The sequence below is a fragment of the Mycolicibacterium sp. P4_G11 genome, from assembly GCF_056555145.1.
Window position 1 is genome coordinate 87,042 of the sequence record NZ_JBFUJW010000007.1, and the last position, 19,265, is coordinate 106,306.

At 65.2% G+C, this 19,265-nt stretch carries 16 protein-coding genes; 8 read left to right on the plus strand and 8 right to left on the minus strand.

Translation table 11 applies throughout. The annotated features are described in order from the left end of the window. The first annotated feature begins 3 nt into the window (after positions 1-3). Entirely contained in the window at positions 4-1,158 is a 1,155-nt protein-coding gene (locus tag AC1U2B_RS17960) for an FAD-dependent oxidoreductase (protein ID WP_480217834.1), read from the plus strand. A gap of 78 nt (positions 1,159-1,236) precedes the next feature. Here the strand turns inward: AC1U2B_RS17960 and AC1U2B_RS17965 are convergent, their stop codons facing one another. Together AC1U2B_RS17965 and AC1U2B_RS17970 are read right to left on the minus strand one after the other, a co-directional pair. After that, the gene (locus AC1U2B_RS17965; RefSeq protein WP_480217835.1) at positions 1,237-3,711 is read right to left on the minus strand and encodes an Ig-like domain-containing protein; all 2,475 of its coding nucleotides are present in this window, start codon (positions 3,709-3,711) and stop codon (positions 1,237-1,239) included. Positions 3,712-3,918: 207 nt separating this feature from the next. Beyond that, positions 3,919-4,704 carry an IclR family transcriptional regulator gene (locus AC1U2B_RS17970; protein WP_480217836.1) on the minus strand — a complete coding sequence of 262 codons (786 nt, stop codon included), beginning with the start codon at positions 4,702-4,704 and terminating at the stop codon, positions 3,919-3,921. 135 nt (positions 4,705-4,839) lie between these two features. Between AC1U2B_RS17970 and AC1U2B_RS17975 the strand changes: the two genes are divergently transcribed. Continuing rightward, positions 4,840-5,736 (plus strand): IclR family transcriptional regulator, encoded by an 897-nt coding sequence (locus tag AC1U2B_RS17975; protein WP_480217837.1) that lies wholly within the window; start codon positions 4,840-4,842, stop codon positions 5,734-5,736. Between the two features lie 20 nt (positions 5,737-5,756). Here the strand turns inward: AC1U2B_RS17975 and AC1U2B_RS17980 are convergent, their stop codons facing one another. The 5 genes from AC1U2B_RS17980 to AC1U2B_RS18000 all read right to left on the minus strand — a co-directional run bounded on the left by AC1U2B_RS17980 (position 5,757) and on the right by AC1U2B_RS18000 (position 11,775). Next, positions 5,757-6,950: a cytochrome P450 gene (locus AC1U2B_RS17980; RefSeq protein ID WP_480217838.1), complete on the minus strand. Its 1,194-nt coding sequence runs from the start codon at positions 6,948-6,950 to the stop codon at positions 5,757-5,759. A gap of 180 nt (positions 6,951-7,130) precedes the next feature. Further along, complete coding sequence (locus AC1U2B_RS17985) at positions 7,131-7,844, minus strand: TetR/AcrR family transcriptional regulator (protein ID WP_480217839.1); 714 nt, start codon at positions 7,842-7,844, stop codon at positions 7,131-7,133. After that, the gene (gene fadD11 / locus AC1U2B_RS17990; protein ID WP_480217840.1) at positions 7,792-9,591 is read right to left on the minus strand and encodes a fatty acid--CoA ligase FadD11; all 1,800 of its coding nucleotides are present in this window, start codon (positions 9,589-9,591) and stop codon (positions 7,792-7,794) included. The genes AC1U2B_RS17985 and fadD11 overlap by 53 nt, the downstream gene beginning before the upstream one ends. Before the next feature lie 73 nt (positions 9,592-9,664). Then, a complete protein-coding gene (locus tag AC1U2B_RS17995) occupies positions 9,665-10,537 on the minus strand; it encodes an alpha/beta hydrolase (RefSeq protein WP_480217841.1) in 873 nt (290 codons plus the stop codon). Positions 10,538-10,632: 95 nt separating this feature from the next. Further along, positions 10,633-11,775 (minus strand): acyl-CoA dehydrogenase family protein, encoded by a 1,143-nt coding sequence (locus AC1U2B_RS18000; protein ID WP_480217842.1) that lies wholly within the window; start codon positions 11,773-11,775, stop codon positions 10,633-10,635. A gap of 264 nt (positions 11,776-12,039) precedes the next feature. Here AC1U2B_RS18000 and AC1U2B_RS18005 point away from each other — a divergent pair, with 264 nt between their 5' ends. Then, on the plus strand, positions 12,040-12,663 hold the full coding sequence (locus AC1U2B_RS18005; protein ID WP_480217843.1) for a TetR/AcrR family transcriptional regulator: 624 nt from the start codon (positions 12,040-12,042) through the stop codon (positions 12,661-12,663). 30 nt (positions 12,664-12,693) lie between these two features. On the opposite strand, the gene AC1U2B_RS18010 is transcribed toward AC1U2B_RS18005, so the two are convergent. Continuing rightward, the gene (locus AC1U2B_RS18010) at positions 12,694-13,308 is read right to left on the minus strand and encodes a TetR/AcrR family transcriptional regulator (RefSeq protein ID WP_480217844.1); all 615 of its coding nucleotides are present in this window, start codon (positions 13,306-13,308) and stop codon (positions 12,694-12,696) included. Positions 13,309-13,404: 96 nt separating this feature from the next. Between AC1U2B_RS18010 and AC1U2B_RS18015 the strand changes: the two genes are divergently transcribed. The 5 genes from AC1U2B_RS18015 to AC1U2B_RS18035 are packed head-to-tail and all read left to right on the plus strand — an operon-like array spanning position 13,405 to position 19,232. Next, on the plus strand, positions 13,405-14,298 hold the full coding sequence (locus tag AC1U2B_RS18015) for a metal-dependent hydrolase (protein ID WP_480217845.1): 894 nt from the start codon (positions 13,405-13,407) through the stop codon (positions 14,296-14,298). Continuing rightward, a complete protein-coding gene (locus AC1U2B_RS18020) occupies positions 14,298-15,371 on the plus strand; it encodes a PDR/VanB family oxidoreductase (RefSeq protein WP_480217846.1) in 1,074 nt (357 codons plus the stop codon). Before AC1U2B_RS18015 ends, AC1U2B_RS18020 begins: the two co-directional genes overlap by 1 nt. 47 nt (positions 15,372-15,418) lie before the next feature. Continuing rightward, positions 15,419-16,882: an aldehyde dehydrogenase family protein gene (locus tag AC1U2B_RS18025; RefSeq protein WP_480217907.1), complete on the plus strand. Its 1,464-nt coding sequence runs from the start codon at positions 15,419-15,421 to the stop codon at positions 16,880-16,882. Positions 16,883-16,884: 2 nt separating this feature from the next. Continuing rightward, a complete protein-coding gene (locus AC1U2B_RS18030) occupies positions 16,885-18,348 on the plus strand; it encodes a flavin-containing monooxygenase (RefSeq protein ID WP_480217847.1) in 1,464 nt (487 codons plus the stop codon). Next, on the plus strand, positions 18,348-19,232 hold the full coding sequence (locus tag AC1U2B_RS18035) for a short-chain dehydrogenase/reductase (protein ID WP_480217848.1): 885 nt from the start codon (positions 18,348-18,350) through the stop codon (positions 19,230-19,232). The genes AC1U2B_RS18030 and AC1U2B_RS18035 overlap by 1 nt, the downstream gene beginning before the upstream one ends. Positions 19,233-19,265 lie beyond the last annotated feature (33 nt).

The window sequence follows — 19,265 nt, forward strand, 5'->3', positions numbered from 1 at the left end:
TTCGTGTCCGATCACAACACCGCCGCACCCATCGTCGTCGGCGCGGGCCTCGGCGGCCTCGCCGCAGCGATTGCGTTGCGCCACAACGGCCACCACGCCATCGTGGTGGACAAGACCCGCGAACTCGGCGAGGTCGGCGGCCCACTCGGGATCTCGCCGCCGACGCTGCGGTTGTTCGAAGAATGGGGAATGCTCGACGAGTTCAACCAGATATCGTCGGCAACAAGATATTTCGAGACCCACGATCAGGCCGGTCACGTGGAATCTGTGGCCGACTACGCCGCCACCCCGAACATCGGTTCCGAGCACGGACGGTTCGGGTACGCCGACGCCGAGCTGTCACCGCGCACCGTCCACCGGGCTGATCTGCACGCCCTCATGGTGGCCCATCTCGGCCGGGACCAGGTTCGCCTACGGCATAGACTGACCAGGCTCGTCGAGCACGACGAGCACGTCGCGCTCACGTTCGCCGACGGCGCCGTCCTGCGGACACCGCTGGTGATCGGCGCCGACGGGCTGCGCTCCACGGTGCGAACGCTGTTCAGCGATGACGAAATCAACTACTGCGGTTCGGTGATCTTCCGCGCGGTCAGCCCGGTGGACTGCCTGGACGGCCGGCCGAATGACCGTCTGCGCTCGTGGCATTCGGCCGACTACGCCAAACACGTCATCGCGATGCCGGTGCGCGCGGGCCGCCAGGTGGCGGTCGATGCGACCCTCGGCGTCGACGAACCACCGCTGCACCTGTGGTCGGCGCGTGCGGATCTGGCGGCGCTGGCCCGGCAGTTCGACGATTTCGAGCCCGTGGTGGGCCGGCTGATCCGCGGCGCAGCCGGGCCGGTGTACATGCACCCGGTCTACGACCGGGACCCCATCGCACGCTGGACCACCGCCCGCATCGCGCTGCTCGGCGATGCCGCACACCCGATGACGCCCTTCGGCGGACAGGGCGCCAATCAGGCGATCCAGGATGGTGCGGAACTCGCTCGCCAGCTCGCCGATGCTGAGGACGGTGACGTCGCCGGGGCGCTCCTGCGGTATCAGGCTGTCCGGACGAAACAGACGGCGGAGATCCAGCGCTCGGCGCGACAGCTCGCGTCGCGGAGAGCGACCATCGCGCTGCGGCTGACCGACGTTCTGGTCGACAGCTCTTCGTAGTTGACACCGAAAAATGCAGCGGCGGTGACGTTCTCGAATCGAACGTCACCGCCGCTGCTTCTAGATCGGCGCTTCGTCCTAGACCGCCGTCGTGCTACCGATCGACACATACGGTGCGGTGCGCAGCGTGTACCCGCTCTGCCGTTCAGCGATCTGCTGGGCGCGCTGAGCCTCGGTGACGTAGACCGTCGTGCTGGGCAGCACGGACTTCAGCTGGTCCAGCGTCACGACCTGCGTCGTCAGCGTCGGTTGAACCGTGGCGTTCGGATCCAGGCCCTGCCAGCGAGCGAAGATCGTGCCCTGGTTCAGACCACCCGTGGACACCCAGTTCGCCAGACCCGGGTCGGTCTTGGAGACGACGAGGGTGTACGAACCGTCCGGATTCGCGATGGCCTGCGCATTGTTGAGGCTGGTCGGGGCACCAGTGGTGTAATCCGGAGAGAGGGTCCAGGCGTTGGTGACCGGCACGTTGAAGTACTTGGCAGTGCCCGGAGTCAGCGTGATGACCAGCGCCTCGTTGTCAGCCAGGTTGAAGTGTCCGATGCTCTGCTTCTGTGTGGACAACGTCTGAGAACCCGCGTTAGCCGGCGCCGGCAGCGTGTTGACCGGGTGCTGGCCCGCCAACGGCAGCCAGGCGTCCGAGGTGACGTTGACAGCCTGCATCATGACGCCGTTGGCGATGTTGGTGATCGCGGCCGACGACAATGTCGTGTTGGTACCGGAGGTCTGCTCGATGGTCAGGCTCAGACCCTGGTTGGTGTTCCAGTCGGTGACCGTGTTGCGCACAAAGATCTGACCGGCGTTCGTCCCCGCGGGGCCGTTGCCCAAGAACAGATAGTTCGCGGTGCCTGCCAGCGCCGGGTCGCGGCCCGCCGTGATCGTGAACGTCCCGTCGGCATTGACCTGTATCTGATCGCCGGTGATGATCGCCGACGACTGCCCGGTCGCGCCGATCTGCGCGGTGATGTTGACGTCGGGCGGCATCTGGCCGTTGACCTTGCCGTTGATGACGTAGCTCGTGCCATCACTGATGAACGCCATGCGGTACAGCGTGTCGGGGTTGTCGTAGAGCACCTGATTACCGGGTGAGGTCACACCGCCGATGGTGTGCGGCGGCGTGGCGATCCAGTTGAAGGAGGGGTTACCCGCCGCGTTGTCCCCGATATTCACCGCCGCCATCGCGGCGTACATGGCGTACTGCCGCACCGCGGCATCGAGCTGCGCCATGTTCTGTGCGTCGACTCCGCCAGGGACGTCCGAGAACGTCACCGCTTGAGTATTGATCCATTTCTGCTTCAGCGCCGCCATCGCGCCGTCCATCGCGCCCGAATTGAGGATCGCGAGAGCTCGCTGCTCGGTGCTGATTTCGGTGGCAGTCGCCAGCGGACTGGTCTGCGCGACCGTGTTGACGGTGATCACCTTGGTGGTGGTGTGGGGCGCAGGTGACATGACGTTGAGGCCCAGCGGGTCGCCTTTGAGATCACTTGCGGTCACGGTGAAGCTGTCCGGCCCGCCGTTGACCAACGTGGCCGTGTTGGGCACGTACTTGAAAGAACCATCCGAGAACAGCGTCACGGTGCCGTTGGTCGGGCCCGTCGACACTCGGAGTTTCACGGTGTCGCCGTTGGGGTCCGATGTGGTGATCTGGCCGAGGATGGCGCCGTTCATCTGCAGGGTCTGCGACGAGTCGTAGTTGATCGTCGGCGGCTTGCTTCTGAACAAGGAATCCAGCTCGCGGCGCACCAATGAGAGGAAGGCTGCCAACGACCCCGGTCGCGCGGGCGCGGTCGGAGAATTGCCCGCGAACGGGGCCAGCAGGTTCGAGACGGTCGACGCGATTCCGGACACCGCCGCCGTGAGGAAATGCGCCGGTGACGTTGCCACCGTCGATACCACCGACCGGGTGGTTGCGACCAACGGTGCCGGCGACGACAGCGTCGAGAGGTTCGCGACTTGTGCTGCGACTGCGGCCGACACAGCTGCGGTCGCGCGGGCGGGGACCGCCTCATTGGCGATCTGGCTCGTTGCGCGCGTCGTGGCCGGCGCCGAACCGGCGGCCGCGGGCGTCGAACCGGAAGCGCCGTTCGACGCGGTTGACTGTTGTGCAGCAACAACTTTCGACGGCGGCTTGACGGGTGATTTGTTCTTGCTTCGCGGCGCCTGCTTCACGACCGAGGCGTCGCCGACCGACGGGGTCGCGCCACTGTCGGACGACGTGGATTCGCTGTCGCCTTCCCGTCCGCCGGTGGCATCGTCGTTCGGCGACGAGCCCGGCTTTGGCTTTGCTGACTTGCCTTTGGCCTTGCCTTTGGCGCCGGTCGACTTCGTGTCTCCGCCGGCATCCGCACCCGACTTTGACGAGGCGCCCGATGTCGACGACGCACTCGGAGAGTTCGAGTGGCCCTCCGACGACGAATTACTGCCGGCCTTGGCTCCCGATCCCGCGGAACCGTCGTCGGCCCAAGCCACCCCGTGTCCGGTGAGGACTGCAGTCCCAACACCCAGCGCAACTGCTAATCCCCCGACACGACCGATGCTCGATGCGGCACTCATCGCATTTCCTCTCCGTTGAGGTTCCGATTACGCGGAATCCGTTGATACGTATTGAGAAAGCCGGAGCCCTGCCACGACCACTCACCAACTAACAGCCCCGTACATGCGAGCACGCGCAGGCATTGCGATGCAGCTGCGGTTCCAATGAGCGGAACTACCCACTGCGCCAGCACTATTCGCGTACCAGTCGTGCACATCCTGGGCCGATCAATACACCGATTGCAATCGACGTATTCCGGCGGGTCGGCCTGAATACGCTCGCCAGATACGGGCTGCCGTCATCTGAACCGGCGTCGCCAACTGATGGTCGGACGCCATTCGATTCGCCGCACCACTCACCGATACTGCTGCGCAGATCTCGGCACCCCGTCCGATCGGTGCGGCCAAACAGGCTATCCCCATGGCTCTTTCGTCTCGCTCATCCGCATAGCCGCGAGCCCGGACCAATGCCAGCTCCTCGCGCAGCACACCCGGGCGGTCATGGACCGCGACTCGACCATTCGACATCGCCGCTTCGACCGCGGCCAGCCGGCCGGCCGGTGCGTGCGCGAGCATCGCCCGCCCGATTACTGAGCAATGCGCGGGGTGACGACGTCCCGCGCTGGTCGTTTCCATGATCGCCGCCCGATTCCCCACGGTGTCGAGATGTACGACGTCGAGACCGTCGAGAATGGCCAGGTTCACCACACACCCAGTGGTCTGATGCAGGTCCCAGAGGAACGGCATGGCCGCACGGTGCAACCGGTCCTGATGGATCGCCAGGTAACCCAACTCAGCCAATCGGTATCCGAGTTCGTAATCCCGCCCAGTGCGCCGCAGCCAGCCGAGCTCGACAAGGTGCTCCAGGATGCGGTGCACGGACGTTCGGGGCAGCCCCGTGCGCCGAACAATCTGAGTGAAGGTGAGTCTGCCGGGTCCGTCAAACGTGCCAAGAACGAGAGATGCACGTTCGAGAACTGCACTGGGCGGGCAGTTTTCGACCTCGACGCTCATGTCGGTTGCTCCTGATCTGCGTGTCCTGCTACGACTGCTGAAAGCCTGAAGCAGGCGACGCCATATCGCCAGAACTATTGCTAAGGTGGCGAATATGCGCCACTTCTTGGCAGCCAGAACCGTCGAGCGCCAGCCATGAGGGCGGACGACAACACCCCGCGCGTCGATTCGCCGCCAACTGAACGCGTCATGGCGGTGCTGGAGTTCATCGCCACCGAAGCAGACCCGGTCTCGGTGGCGGCCATGGCATCCCGCCTCGAGCTGAGCCGGTCGACGGTGACGTCGATCCTGGGGGCACTGGCGCGGGCGGGCTGGGTGTCCCGGCAGGCCGACCGTCGCTACCGGCTGGGCCCTGGCCTGCTACGGCTCGCCGATGCGGTGCAATCGCAACTGACACCGTCGCAGGCATTTTCCGGCGTGCTGGCCAATCTGGCGGACCGGGTCGGGTGCGCCGTCTCACTGGCCCGCGTCGACCAGTCTGAGATGACCATGGTCGGCATCGCTGTCGGTCCGGGCCAGGTTCCCGCCGGCGTGGACACCGGCGTTCGGCTGCCGATGACCGCGCCTTTGGGTGCCTCGGTCATGGCCCACCGCAGCAGGCAGTCGCAGCAGGACTGGATAGAAACCGCACCGGTGGCCCACCGACCGGTGCTCCAATCGCTTCTGCATCAAATCCGCCGGGGCGGCGTAGCGGTGTTCGGTGCCGACGGCGCCGCGCTCGAGATCATGGAGGTGATGGGCGAGGTCGTCGCGTTGTTGGCCGAGCACCCTCACAGTGGCGCGCTGAGGCAACGGCTGTTCCGGTTCTTGAACCGATTGAGCGCCCGTCCCTACACTGCCGAGGAACTGAACTCTGACGCAGAAATGTCGATCAGCTATCTCGCTGCCCCAGTATTCGATCGCGACGGCAACGCCGTCTACGAACTGCAGATCGGCTGCCTCAAACCGGCCGTCGCCCGGACCGAGCGGGACGACTATCTCCGTGAAATACGGTCCACCGCGGCAGAATTGACCAGACTCGCGGCACGCTGAGCACTTCAGATGAGGTTGGGTCACTGCGGGTCGAAGACCACCTGCAAGTGATCGGGGCCGCGCAGCTCCGTGCCGAGCCGTCCGGCGATCTGCACGCTCGACGGATCGGCGAGCCGCAAACCGGGCAGCCGTTCCAGCAGCACCTTCACCGCGATCTCCATCTGCGTGGTTGCCAGCGCCTGACCGAGGCAGACATGCGGACCGGTGCCGAAGCTCACCTGCGCACTGGCGTGCCGGCTGGTATCGAACACGTCGGGCTCCGGGTACACGGCGGGATCCCGGTTGGCGGCCGCAATGGCCAGCAGCAGCCAAGTGCCCGCCGGGATGTCGATGCCGTGCCAGGTCACGTCAGTGGCCGCGAAGCGCGGAATGATCGCCGGACCGGGCTCCCAACGTAACCCTTCTTGCACCGCCCACTTGGCCTGATCCGGATCATTGCGGACCCGATCGAGTTGATCCTGATGAATGAGCAGCGCCCACAGCGTGTTGCCGAGGCTCAAGTAGGTGGTGTCGACACCGGCCGGAAACAGCAGCCGGACAAAGGAATAGATCTCCTCGTCAGTCAGCCGGACACCGTCCACCTCGGTAGTGACGAGCTTCGACAACAGATCGTCGGTCGGGTTCTGCCGCTTGCCCTCGACCAGCGGCCGCAGGTAATCCGTGAAGGATTCGCGGGCGCGCATCGCGGCGTCCGGGTCGGTCGGGTAGAAGAACAAGTCGTGAGCCCACTTGGCGAACAGCGCGTAGTCGTCCACCGGCAGGCCCAACAGTTCATTGGTGATCCGGAACGGGAACTGCTGGGTGAATTCCGTCACCAGATCGGCCGAGCCCCTGGCCGCAAACTCGTCGACCAGAGCCTGCGCGATGGGTTCGAGCAGTTCGGCGCTGTAGGTCTTCATCAGGGCCCGCCGAAATGCCGGCGAGACGAGCGCGCGGTTGGTGCGGTGTTCCTGACCCGCCATGCATTGCAGAGTCTTGCCCATCGCCGGCCCCGTGGTCATGCCGTACATCGCCGCAGCCGGGAATGTCGCTTCGTCTTTGAAGAGGTCGGTGACCAGCTCGTCGCTGAGGATGATCAACGCGGGCATCCCATGGAACCGAGCCTCCGCGTACGGTGCACGCGCCCGTAGATCGCGCAGCACACCGTGCAGGTCGGCCAATTCCTCAGAACCGAAATCCACGACGTCGCCGCCCACTACCGCAGTCACAATCATCTCCTTCACGAGCCTGTCGGAAACGGCTCTCTTCTAGGAGGGTGCTCAGCGGGATACTTCGGCGCACTGCGAGTTTCGCTGACCGGAATCTTGATCTCGGCAATTTCCGCTGACCGGAACCGGCCTCTCACGCACGCGGCATACGGTGTATGACCGGCACCGGATGCCCAGAAATCCGGATCAGCGATAGCCCCAGAAAGCGTGCAGCCACAGCTGCTCGATGGCGTGCAATGCCCTCGGGAGATCGTCGGCCGATCGGACGAACGCCGTGTCGCCGCTGACGGCAAACCGCGTGGTGGCCGACAGGATGCGCACCAGTGCGGCTGTGTCGTCGACGATCGGCGCGGCGGTGCCGGCCGCGACTTCGGCCGCGATGTTCTTCTGCACCGCCGCGATCACTGAGTCACTGAGTGCGTCGGTAATCTCGCGAATCTCGGCATCGGTGTGCCGAGCAGCCTGACAAGCCGCCATCACCGGGTCATTGCGCGAGGTCACGGTGGCCAAGGTGCCGACCATTCTCGACACGAACATCTCGGGCGACTCCTGCTGACCCCTCGGCGCGAAGTGGTTTGTCATTTCGTCGAGCTCCGTGACGACCGCTCGCAGCATGGTCGCCAATACGGCATGTTTGGAATCGAAGTAGAAGTAGAAGCCCGATCGGGTAATGCCGGCGCGCGCGGTGATCGCGCTAACAGAGATACTCTCGAAACTGTTGGTGCTCAGTAGTTCCCGGGTGGCGTCGAGGATCGCATCCCGCTGCAGGTCTCCGCGCCGCACGGAGGAAGCGGCAGCACGGTAGGCACCGCGGCGTCCCTGACCAGTCCGGGCGGCATCAGCAGGGTCAGCCCGGTTCATGGACGCCACGAAGGGGTTCTGGACCGTAGAGGTCGTCAATGTCGTCAGCATATTTCTCGGCAACAACTTTGCGCTTGAGCTTCATGGTGAGCGTGAGCTCCTCGCCGCCGGGTTCCCAGAACGTTGGCAGGATGCGGAACCGCTTCACCTGCTCGACGCGGGCCAGCCGACCATTCCCGTCGGCGACTCCGGCGCAGATTTGTTTGATCACAACAGGATCAGCGACGAGCGCAGCAGCAGACGCATCAGGCAGGTTGCGCTGCGCAGCATAGGTTGATGCGCTCTCGGCATCGAGCACAACGAGCGCGGTGTTGTAGGGGCGGCCATCGCCGATGACAGCCATCGCTCCGATCAGTGGGGTCGCCGCTTTGATGGCGTTCTCGATATTGGTAGGTGACATGTTCTTGCCGGCCGAATTGATGATGAGTTCCTTCTTGCGGTCCACGATCCGGAGGAAGCCGTCGTCGTCGATGGTGACGACGTCACCGGTATGCAACCAACCATCGGCGTCGATGACCTCGGCGGTCTTGTCGGGCTCGCCACGGTAGCCCTTCATGACCAGCGGTCCTCGGACCAGCAACTCACCGTCCGCGGCGATGCGCCCCTGCATGCCCGGAACCAGCTTTCCGACGGTGCCCAGTTTGGCCTCCCGTGGGTGGGTGACACTGCAGATGCAGGAAAGCTCGGACATGCCCCAGATCTCGGCGATCGGAACACCGAGGCCGGCGAAGAAACCGAGCGTCTCAGGCGGGATCGGCGCCGCTCCCGACAATGCCCAACGAACCCGGTCCAGTCCCAGTTTCGCGCGGATTTTCGACAGCACCACCTCATCGGCACGTGCCCATTCGGCAGCGACGTCCGCAGGGACCGGCTGACCGGCCAGTACGTATCGGCTCCGGTTTGCGGCCACCTCGAGTCCCCACCGCAACCCTTGCCTACGCATTTCGTCCGACTCGCTGTCAACGCTGAGTTCGATTGCCGCCTTGAGCTTTTCCCATACTCGCGGCACCGCACCCCACACCGTCGGGTGCAACTCAGCCAGAGCCGGTGCGATCAGTTTGGCATCCGCAACAACAGTCACTTGGGTGCCCAGGACCTCCTGGACGTACAGCGCGGTCAACCGGTCGGCGATGTGCGCGGTCGGCATGAACGAGGTGATGGTGTCGCCGAATCGGAGTTCCAGGACCTCGTCGATTGCCTGGACCTGGAACACCAGATTCGCGTGGGTGGTCTCCACACCTTTGGGGCTGCCGGTGGTTCCCGAGGTGTAGATCAGTGTCGCCACATCGTCTGGTTGGACGGTGCGCCACGTCGCGTCGAAGTCGAAATCGTCGGCGCCACCGGCAAGCAACGCCGACATCGAGATTGTTCCGGCCGGCGCCTCGTCGACACATACGACGTGCTCGGGCGCTGCCCCACTGGCCCGGATCCGTTCCACGTACTGGGGTTCACAAATGACCACCCGCGCACCGGCGTTGCCCAACACATGGCCGAGTTGCTCAGCGGACAACGTGTTGTACACGGAGAACGACGTGGCGCCGAGATGCTGCGCACCAACCTCCAACGGGTAGAACTCGATTCGGTTGGCCATCATCAGGGCCACGGTGTCGCCTCGCCTGACTCCCAGCGCGGCCAGTCCGGCAGCGGCTCGGCGCACGAGTTCGGCATACTGCCGCCACGTCATGGTGTGGGTGTTTCCTGGCGTCCGCAGCGCCACCGCATCAGGGGCGACGGACGCGGTGTGCTGAAATGCGGCCGGCAGTGTGGTGATAGCTGTTTCAGACATGACTTCCTCAACTGTCGCGATGTCGAATCATGGTGGAATTTCAGGGAAGCGAGCGATACGGGAACCCCGGTGGTCACATCGCAGGTCGCTGCGAGGCCCCGGTGATCGCCGCCACGAATTGAGCGGCCGCGCGATAGGCCATACGCGATTCAGGCACCATGACGGGCAGCGCCTGAAAGACATGGATTTGATCGGGCCACATCTGCAATTCGCACGTGGCACCGGCACGGCGGAACCGATCCGCCAATTCAACCGCGTCACCGCCGAGCAGTTCGGTAGTACTGGCTTGAATCAGTGTCGGCGGCAACGATATTCCGGGCGCCGGCCGCAGGTCGTGCGGACCGGCGGCGCCGTCAAGGTAGTGCGCGACAGCGGCCCGCGCGACGGACATGGACAGGATGCCCTCATCGACGGCCCCGTCATGGACTTCCGCGATCGACAGGCTGAGATCGGCCATCGGCGAGAACAGCATCAGCGCCGCCGGCTCAGGGAGTCCTGCGCGGGCGTTGGCGATGACGAGGTCGGCCGCCAGGTAGCCGCCCGCCGAGTCGCCCGCGATCACGATCTGGTCAGGCCGGTAACCACAGCGCAGCAACCAACGATAGGCGGCCTCAAGGTCGTGCGGTGCGGCCGGAAAGGGGTGCTCGGGTGCCAGCCGATACGCGAGCCCGAACACCGGTGCGCGAAGCGCGGTCGAAAGCCGTGATGTCACACCGCGATACGCACGTGGCGACCCGGCGACGAAGCCGCCGCCGTGCACATACAGCACGACGATGTCGTCTCGGCTCGTTTTCGGGCCCCGGACCCATTCGCCGCGAACGTCGCCGTTATCCACCAGTTCGATCCGGGTACCGCCCAGAGTGGGAGCGGTGGCCCGCAGGCCGCGCTCCAGGAGCTGCCGCACAACCGGAACCGTGCCTGCATTCACCGGCGTTGCGGCGCCCACCCGCCGGATCGTCAGCGCCGACAACTCTCGCAGCGCTCGGGCGCGAACCGAACCACGCCTGGGCTCCGGCATGCGATGTTGTGGCCTACACATGGTCAGAGCCCAAGCGTTTTGGCAATGATGTCGCGCTGAATCTCGCTGGTGCCGCCCACGATCGTGCCCACGACAGTGGCGCGCAACATCTCCTCCATGCCGTATTCGGAGGCATAGCCGTAGCCGCCCATCATCTGCACACCCTCCAGGGCGGCCTGCTTGGCCAGCTCGGTGGTCTTCAACTTCACCATGGACGCCTCACGCGGCAGCAACTTGTTCGGGTCCTCGTCGACGCGTTGCGCTACGTCATAGACCAGCAGCCGGGCCGCTTCCAATTCCATTGCCAAATCAGCCAATCGGTGCGACAACGCCTGAAATGACCCAACCGGCTTGCCGAACTGGGTGCGTTGTTTGACGTACGCCAGGGTGTCATCGAAGGCGCGCTGAGCCAGACCCAGGAACATCGCGCCGATGATGATCCGCTCGATGTTGAGTCCGGCGACCAACTGCCCCCAGCCCTGACCCTCAACACCGACCAGCCGATCTTCAGGCACGAAGCAGTCGGTGAGGTAGATGTCGTTGACCTCCCGGCCACCCATCGTCTCGATCTGCCGGATCTCCATGCCCGGGCTGCCCGTCGGCACCGAAAACATCGAGATGCCTTCGTGTTTGGGACCACCGTGCGACGTGCGCGCAACCACGACCACGTAATCGGCGAGGTGCACGTTGGAGCACCACGTCTTCTGTCCATTCAGCACGTAGCCACCGTCGACCTTGTCGGCGCGGCACGTCAGCGACGCCACGTCCGAGCCCGATCCCGGTTCACTCATCGCGATGGAGGTGACCACGCCGGTGGTCACCCCGCCGAGGACCTGCGCTTTGAGGAAGTCGCTGCCGAACTTCAGATAGGTGTGGGAGACGATGAGGGTCACCGGGAAACTCGACAGTGGAGCCCGGCCCCGCGACATTGCCTCCACGAACAGACACGCGTCGAAAAGGCTGCCGCCGGAACCGCCGTACTCCTCGGGGATCGACAGTCCCAGCCATCCCAGCGCAGCCATGTCGCTGGCGATCTTATTGCTGTGCAGCTCTTTTCCGCCCTCGGTGAGCGCCAGCCGCTGCTCGCGGGTGTCGCAGTGCTTCTGGCAGAAATCCCGCACAGTCCGCACCAGGTCGTGCTGCTCTTCGGTGAGTTGCAGGCTCATTTCATCTCTTTCTTTCCAGGTCGTCGACCAACTCGCGCGCCGCGACATCCGGGGTGGGCAGGTGATCGATCACAGCGGAAACTTCATTGGCTGCCCAATTCGTATGAGCCTCGGTCGAATTACTCGGCTTCACGTACTTGGCTGTCCATCGTCGCGCAACCGCCATCTATAGGAAGCGTATGTTTCCTATAGAATTGACTGATGTCAAGCCAGGCGACCAGACCGTTGTTCACGTCCCGTCATGATGGCTGCGAAAATCAGCCGGTGAGCTCACCGACCGAGGACTTGTGGCGCGGCCAGTCGTCCGCCGCCCGCGCCGCCGAACGACGCGAACGGCTACTCGCGGCGGGGACGGAGTTGCTGGGCACCCTCGGCGCGCCGGAAACGACGGTCCGGGGCATATGCCGTGATGCCGGCGTGGGGCTGCGCTACTTCTACGAGAGCTTCCGTGACGTGGACGCGTTGCTGGTCGAGGTGTACGACCGCGTTGCGGATGCGCTGACCGCGAAGGTTCTCGAAGAGGTGCTCACGGCCCCTTCCGATCCACGGGCGCGGGCACGGGTGGCCTTCGGAGCGGCTCTCGCCTTCATCACCGACGATCCCCGGCGTGGGCGCATCCTGTTTCGCGAAACCGTGGCCAATGACGCACTGCGTGAGCACGGTGCCCAGACCGTGCCGCGGTTCGTCTCCCTCGTCGCCACCGCGGTGACCGATGAATCCGAGCGCGGAACGGCGGCTGACGACAGCCGCCGCGCGCTCCAGATCAGTGCGCTCTCCGGTGCATTGGTGAAGCTGTTTCTCGACTGGCTGTCGGGCCAGCTGAGTATCTCGCAGGACCAGCTCGTCGACTACTGCACTGAAGTGATGTGGTCGATCATCGGCAACTGATGATGTTCTTGCCGACCGCGGCACCGAGCGTCAGGGATTGATGATCGGCACCAGATAGGTGCGCGCAAATGCGCTGAGTTCTTCGTCGGATTCCAGCGGGATCAGGCCAGTGCGGGTCAAGATCGACGAATGGACGATCCGGCAGACGATCTCGGCGCGTGCCTGGATGTCTGGTGTCTCGGGTAGCAGTCCGTCGCGGATCGCTTGCGCGAACACCGCTTCGGTCACCGCGATCGCCATAGTGAAAGTCGGCGCACCGTCCGTGGTCAGTCGCGGCAGGACTCGCTCGGGCTCCAGCGTCAGCATTCGCGTGACGAGCGGATGGTTGCGCCACCGCGTGATGACCGTGACGAAGATGTCGGCCACCAGGTCGGCCAGGTTGTCGTGACGCGCGGGGATTACGGCCAGCTCGGCGAGGACGCGCGCGACCTCCCGGTCGTACACCGCCGCGACCACGTCGTCGCGTGAACCGACGCGGCGGTAAACGGTGACGCGGTCGACCCCGGCCTGCCGGGCAATGTCTTCGATGGTCGTCTTCTTGACACCGACCTTCTCGAACTGAACGAGCGCAGCATCAAGGATGCGGGCCCGTACAGAGTCGTCGGTCTCCGGCGCATCTGTCGAGGTGACAAGTGCCGAGGTCATGCCGCAACGGTAGCAAGAACCAGACCGGTGCAACATATCGAGGAAATTTGTAGCTGCAACATTGCAATCAATCTTGTTGCATCGTACAGTTCGATCATGGCTGAATCGGCCGGCGCGACGAGGCGCCGCTACCGCAAGGAAGAGCACGCGATCAACGCGCGCGACGTCCACTTCGACTTCGGCTCGGTGCCGATGCACTACATCCCCAATGAGGTCTTTGCCACCCACATCGTCAATGTCATGCACTTGGTGCTCCCCGAGGGCGAGCGCGCGATGGCCAAGTGTTTGGCCGAAGCGATGCCGTATATCGACGATGAGCGGCTGCGTGAAGAAGTAGCCGGTTTCGTCGGGCAGGAGTCGATGCACGCCAGCAGCCATGCCGGCGCTCGCGAGCATCTGCAGTCGATAGGCCTCGACGTCGACTCGATGGTGCGGACTTTCTCGTGGTTCGTCGATCGGATCCTCGGCGATCACGGTCTGTCCGGGCGCGCCAAGGAGGAATGGCTCAAGGAACGGCTCGGCCTGTTCGCCGGGATGGAGCACTACACCGCCGTCATCGGCGAGTGGATGCTGGAGAACGACAAGTTGGCAGAGCTCGGCATGGACCCGACGATGCTGGATCTGGTCAAGTGGCACGGCGCCGAAGAGGTCGAGCATCGCAGCGTGGTCTACGACGCCTACATGTATGTCGATGGCAGCTACGCACGCAAAGCACGGACTGCCGTTGTCGCCAGCGCCACCCTGCTGGCCACGTTCTTGCTGTCGTCGGTGTACCTGTACGCGAAGGACCCTGAGCCGGACAAGGGCCGTATGTGGCCGGTGCAGTTCGTAAGCGCGACGGTGCGCGGGATCGTGCCCAACTTCGCAACCTTCTTCACCGAGCTCCCGCGCTACCTGCGGCCGGGTTTTCACCCGTCGCAACTCGGCCCGATGGACTCGGCACTGCGCTACCTCGCGCATTCGCCGGCCGCGCGCGCGACCGGTCACTGATGGAAAGCCCCACGGTGACAGAGGAATTCACGCCGCCCGCACCCCTGCGCATGTTCGGTGCCGTGATGGACGTGTACAAGCAGGTGTTCGTCGGCCCGACCGCTCCCCTGTTCTCCCGCCCGAACCCCTTACAGCGCAATGGATTCGAGCTCGACGTCCGAATCGAGGCGGTGCAGGTCGAGGCACAGGACGTGGTGAGCCTGACACTGCGATCGGCCGACGACGCGCAGCTGCCGGCCTGGACGCCTGGCGCACATCTGGACGTGTTCCTGCCCTCAGGCAAGCAGCGGCAGTACTCGCTGTGCGGCAACCCGAACGACCGATCCCGGTACCGGATCGCCGTGCGCCGCCTTCCCGATGGCGGCGGCGGATCACTCGAGGTGCACGGCGCGCTTTCGGTGGGCGACGTGATTCGGGTGCGCGGCCCCCGCAACGCGTTCACCTTTGTCGAGGCCCCGTCCTACTTCTTCGTCGCAGGCGGCATCGGCATCACGCCCATCCTGCCGATGGTCAAGGCGGCCGACGCCGTGGGCGTGCCGTGGAAGATGGTCTACCTCGGCCGATCACGGACGACGATGCCGTTTCTGGACGAGCTGCAGGCCCTGACCGGCGGTGAACTCGATATCAGGCCAGACGACGAGTTCGGCGCTCCCGATATCAGCGTGCTGATCGGCAGAGCCGAAGCCGGTTCCGCGATGTACGTGTGTGGCCCGCCGCCGGTGCTCGACGCCGCGCAGCGCACCGCATTCACCGCCAACCCGTCCGGATCCCTACACGCCGAGCGGTTCTCGGCGCGGCCGGTCATCGACGGTAGGGAGTTCGACATCACGCTGGCACGCACCGGCGCGACCGTCCGAGTCGGCGCCGAGGAGACGGCACTGGCCGCCATCCGGCGCGAGCTGCCCGGTGCCGCCTACTCCTGTCAGCAAGGGTTCTGCGGCACGTGCAAGGTGAAAGTCCTTGCCGGTCAAGTGGACCACCGCGACCGAACGTTGCCCGACACCGAACGAGATGCCCACATGCTGACCTGCGTCTCGCGCGCGGCCGGCGACTCCCTCGTACTCGACCTCTGACCTAAGGACCAATAGTGGCCACGCTGACGAATGCCCGCACCAGACAAATGGTTTCGATGTTCGACGTCCGCAATCCGGCGACCGGAACGACGGTGGGCACGTATCCGGTGCACACCGTCGCCGAGGTGGATGCTGCCGTACACCGTGCACACCGGGCCGCCGACTGGTGGGGCGCACTGGGATTCGTGGAACGGGCCAAGTACCTCGACGCATGGCGCGCGGAGATCACCCGGGGCCGGGCCGACCTGGCCCAGGTCATGCATGACGAAATGGGCAAGCCGATCTCGGACGCCAAGCTCGAGATCGCAATGGCGCTCGAACACCTCAAGTGGGCGGCGCGCAACGCCGAGAAAGTGCTCGGCCGCAGGCCGGTGCCCTCCAGCCTGCTGACGATCAACCAGGCGGCATGGGTGGAGCACCGCCCGTTCGGCGTTGTCGGCGTGATCGGTCCGTGGAACTACCCGGTGTTCACCCCGCTCAGTTCGGTCGCGTTCGCGCTCGCCGCCGGCAACACTGTGGTGTTCAAGCCGAGCGAATACTCCCCCGGGGTCGGATTGTGGCTGGCCGCCGCATTCGCGAGAGTGTCGCCCCAACAATCGGTACTGCAGGTGGTGACAGGGCTCGGCGAGACGGGCGCAGCGCTCTGTCGCAGCAACGTCGGCAAGATCGGCTTCACCGGATCCACCGACACCGGCAAACGGGTCATGGCGGCATGCGCGGAACGGCTGACCCCGGTGCTGATGGAATGCGGCGGCAAGGACGCCCTGATCGTCGACGCCGACGCTGACCTCGACGCCGCAGCGGACGCCGCGGTGTGGGGCGGGATGTCCAACGCGGGCCAAACGTGCCTCGGCGTCGAGCGCGTCTACGTCCACGAAGCCGTCTATGCGGAATTCGTGGACAAGCTCATGGAGCTGGCCGTGGGGCTTCGGGCCGGCGGCGACGCCAAGATCGGCCCGATCACCATGCCCAAGCAGATCGACGTGATCCGGCGCCACATCGAGGATGCGATAGCGCGTGGCGCGACGGCACTGCTCGGCGGAATCGACGCGATCGACGGTCAGTTCATACAGCCCACCATCCTGGTCGACGTGCCCGAGGACGCCCTCGCTGTCACTGAGGAAACCTTCGGGCCCACGCTGACCGTCGCCAAGGTCGCCGACATGGACGAGGCGATCAAACGCGTCAACTCCGGGTCCTACGGGCTGGGCGGCACCGTGTTCTCCCGCCGCAACGGGCGCCAGATCGCGGACCGGATCCGCGCCGGCGGAACCTCGATCAACGCGTTCGTCGCCCACGCCACGATCCCGACCCTGCCGCTCGGCGGCGTCGGCGGCTCCGGCTTCGGCCGCGTGCACGGCCCCGACGGCCTCAAAGAATTCACCTACGCCAAGGCGACGACGCAGCAGCGTTTCCCCTCGCCTCTGGCACTGACCACATTCGCGCGCAGCACCACGATCGACGCCGTTGTCGACCGACTGGTTTCCGTGCTGCACGGAAGGAGCCGATAGTCATGGCCACACAAGCCGAACACAGACATGTCGCCATCGTCGGCGCCGGCTTCGGCGGCATCGGGCTCGCGATCAAGCTGCGCGAAGCGGGATTCGACGATCTGGTCATCCTGGAACGCGCAACCGACCTCGGTGGCACCTGGCAGGCGAACACCTACCCCGGCTGCGCCTGCGACGTGCCTTCACACCTCTACAGCTACTCGTTCGCGCCCAACCCGAACTGGTCGCGCACGTACGGCCAGCAGAAAGAGATACTCGAGTACATCCGATCTGTCGCGACGAAACACGATGTGGTGCGCCATATTCGATTCGGCGCGGAACTACTCGGCGCGCGTTGGGACGAATCGGAGTCGCTATGGCACATCGACACCGGTGCCGGCGCGCTCACCGCGGATTTCCTGATCTCCGCCACGGGTGCGTTCGCGGAGGCCAAGTACCCGTCGCTGCCGGGACTGGATACGTTCGCGGGCAAGGCCTTTCACTCGCTGCACTGGGACCACGAGCACGACCTGACCGGCGAGCGGGTTGCCGTGATCGGCACCGGCGCGTCGGCCGTACAGTTCGTACCGGAGATCCAGCCGAACGTCGCCGCACTCACCGTGTTCCAGCGCTCGGCTCCCTGGATCGTCCCGCGCATGGACCGAACCACAGCAGGCTTGGAACGCGCCCTGCTGCGCAATCTTCCGTTGACGGGCAAGGTTATTCGCGGAGCCTGGTACTCGGTGATCGAGGCGCTCGGGCTCGTCGGGTTTGTCGACACCCGGTTCCGCTACCCCTACGAGGCGCTCGGCCGATTCCAGTTGTTGCGGCAGGTCTCCGACCCGGAGCTGCGCAAGAAGCTGACACCGGACTACATGCTGGGCTGTAAGCGCGCGATCTTCGCCGATGCGTACCTGCCCGCCCTGGCCAAGGACAACGTCGAGGTCGTCACCGACGGCATTGCCGAGGTTCGACCGCACTCGATCGTGACCCGCGCCGGCGTCGAGATCCCGGTGGACACCATCATTTACGGCACCGGTTTCGAACCGATCCCCGCGGCATATGACCGCATCATCGGCCCCGAGGGCGTCTCGATCGGCGACCTGCAACGCAAACAGCGCCAGACCTATCTGGGCGCCACCGTCGCCGGTTTCCCGAACTTCTTCTGCACCCTCGGCCCGTTCGGCGCGGCGGGTAACCAGTCGGCGATCTTCATGATCGAGTCGCAGATCACCTACATCGTGGATGCGCTGACGACGATGCGCACCGCGGGCGCACACCGCGTCGAGGTACGCCAGGAGGCACAGGACGCCTTCCTCGATGAGATGGAACGCCGCAGCACCTCGACCGTGTGGCTGACCGGGGGCTGCCAGAGCTACTACACCACCCCGGATGGCCACAACTCGGGGCTCTACCCCAACTGGAGCTTCGAATACCGCAGCCGGACAAGCAAATTCGACGTGGACGCGTACGAGGTGACAGCGTAATGGATATCGGCCAGCTCAACCCGCTCAGCTGGGTATCGGGGACGACCTACGACGTCAGCGGCAAGACCGTGTTGATCACCGGCGCGGGTCAGGGCATCGGCTGGGAACTCGCGAAGCTGTTGTACCGCCGCGGTGCGCGGGTTGCCATCGTCGATGTCGACGAGAGCAGCGCGGAGGCCGCCGCCCGGCAGCTCGGGCCCTCTGCACTGGGGCTCGGGGCCGATGTCCGCGACCGCGAGCTCATGGAGAAGATCGCCACGCGAGTCGTCGAACACTTCGGCCGCCTCGACGTCGTCGTCGCCAACGCCGGCGTGACGCCCGAGCCGGCGACACTGCGCACCATGGACGCTCATGATTTCGACCGCGTCATGAACATCAACCTCACCGGGGTGTTCAACACGCTGCGCCCGGCACTCGACCACGTGATCGCGGCCAACGGACACGTCGTCGTCGTCTCCTCGTGCGCGGCATTCGCTCCGGGCATGGGCGGCGCGACGTACATGATGAGCAAAGCCGCAGTCGAACAGCTCGGACGCGCCCTGCGGGTCGAACTCGCCGCGGTCGGCGCGAGCGCCGGCATCGCCTACTTCGGCGTCGTAGAGACCGCGATGACGCATGACATGCTCGACAAAGACGATCTGGGCGTCGAACTCGGCAGTCTGTTGCCGTGGCCCCTGAACGTGCGCATCACCGCAGCACAGGCCGCGAAGGTGATCGCCGACGGGATCGGGCGCCGGGCTGCCCGCACCATCGCGCCCAGCGGCTGGGAGCCGTATGCGTTGCTGCGCGGCGCGATCAACGTGGGGCTCGACAGCTGGCTCGCGGGAAATGCGAAGGTGCAGGAGCTGATCCGCGCGGTCGAGCGCCGGGCCGGCCAAGTCTGACGACGTCCAACAACCGAACCAAGGAGCGTTGCG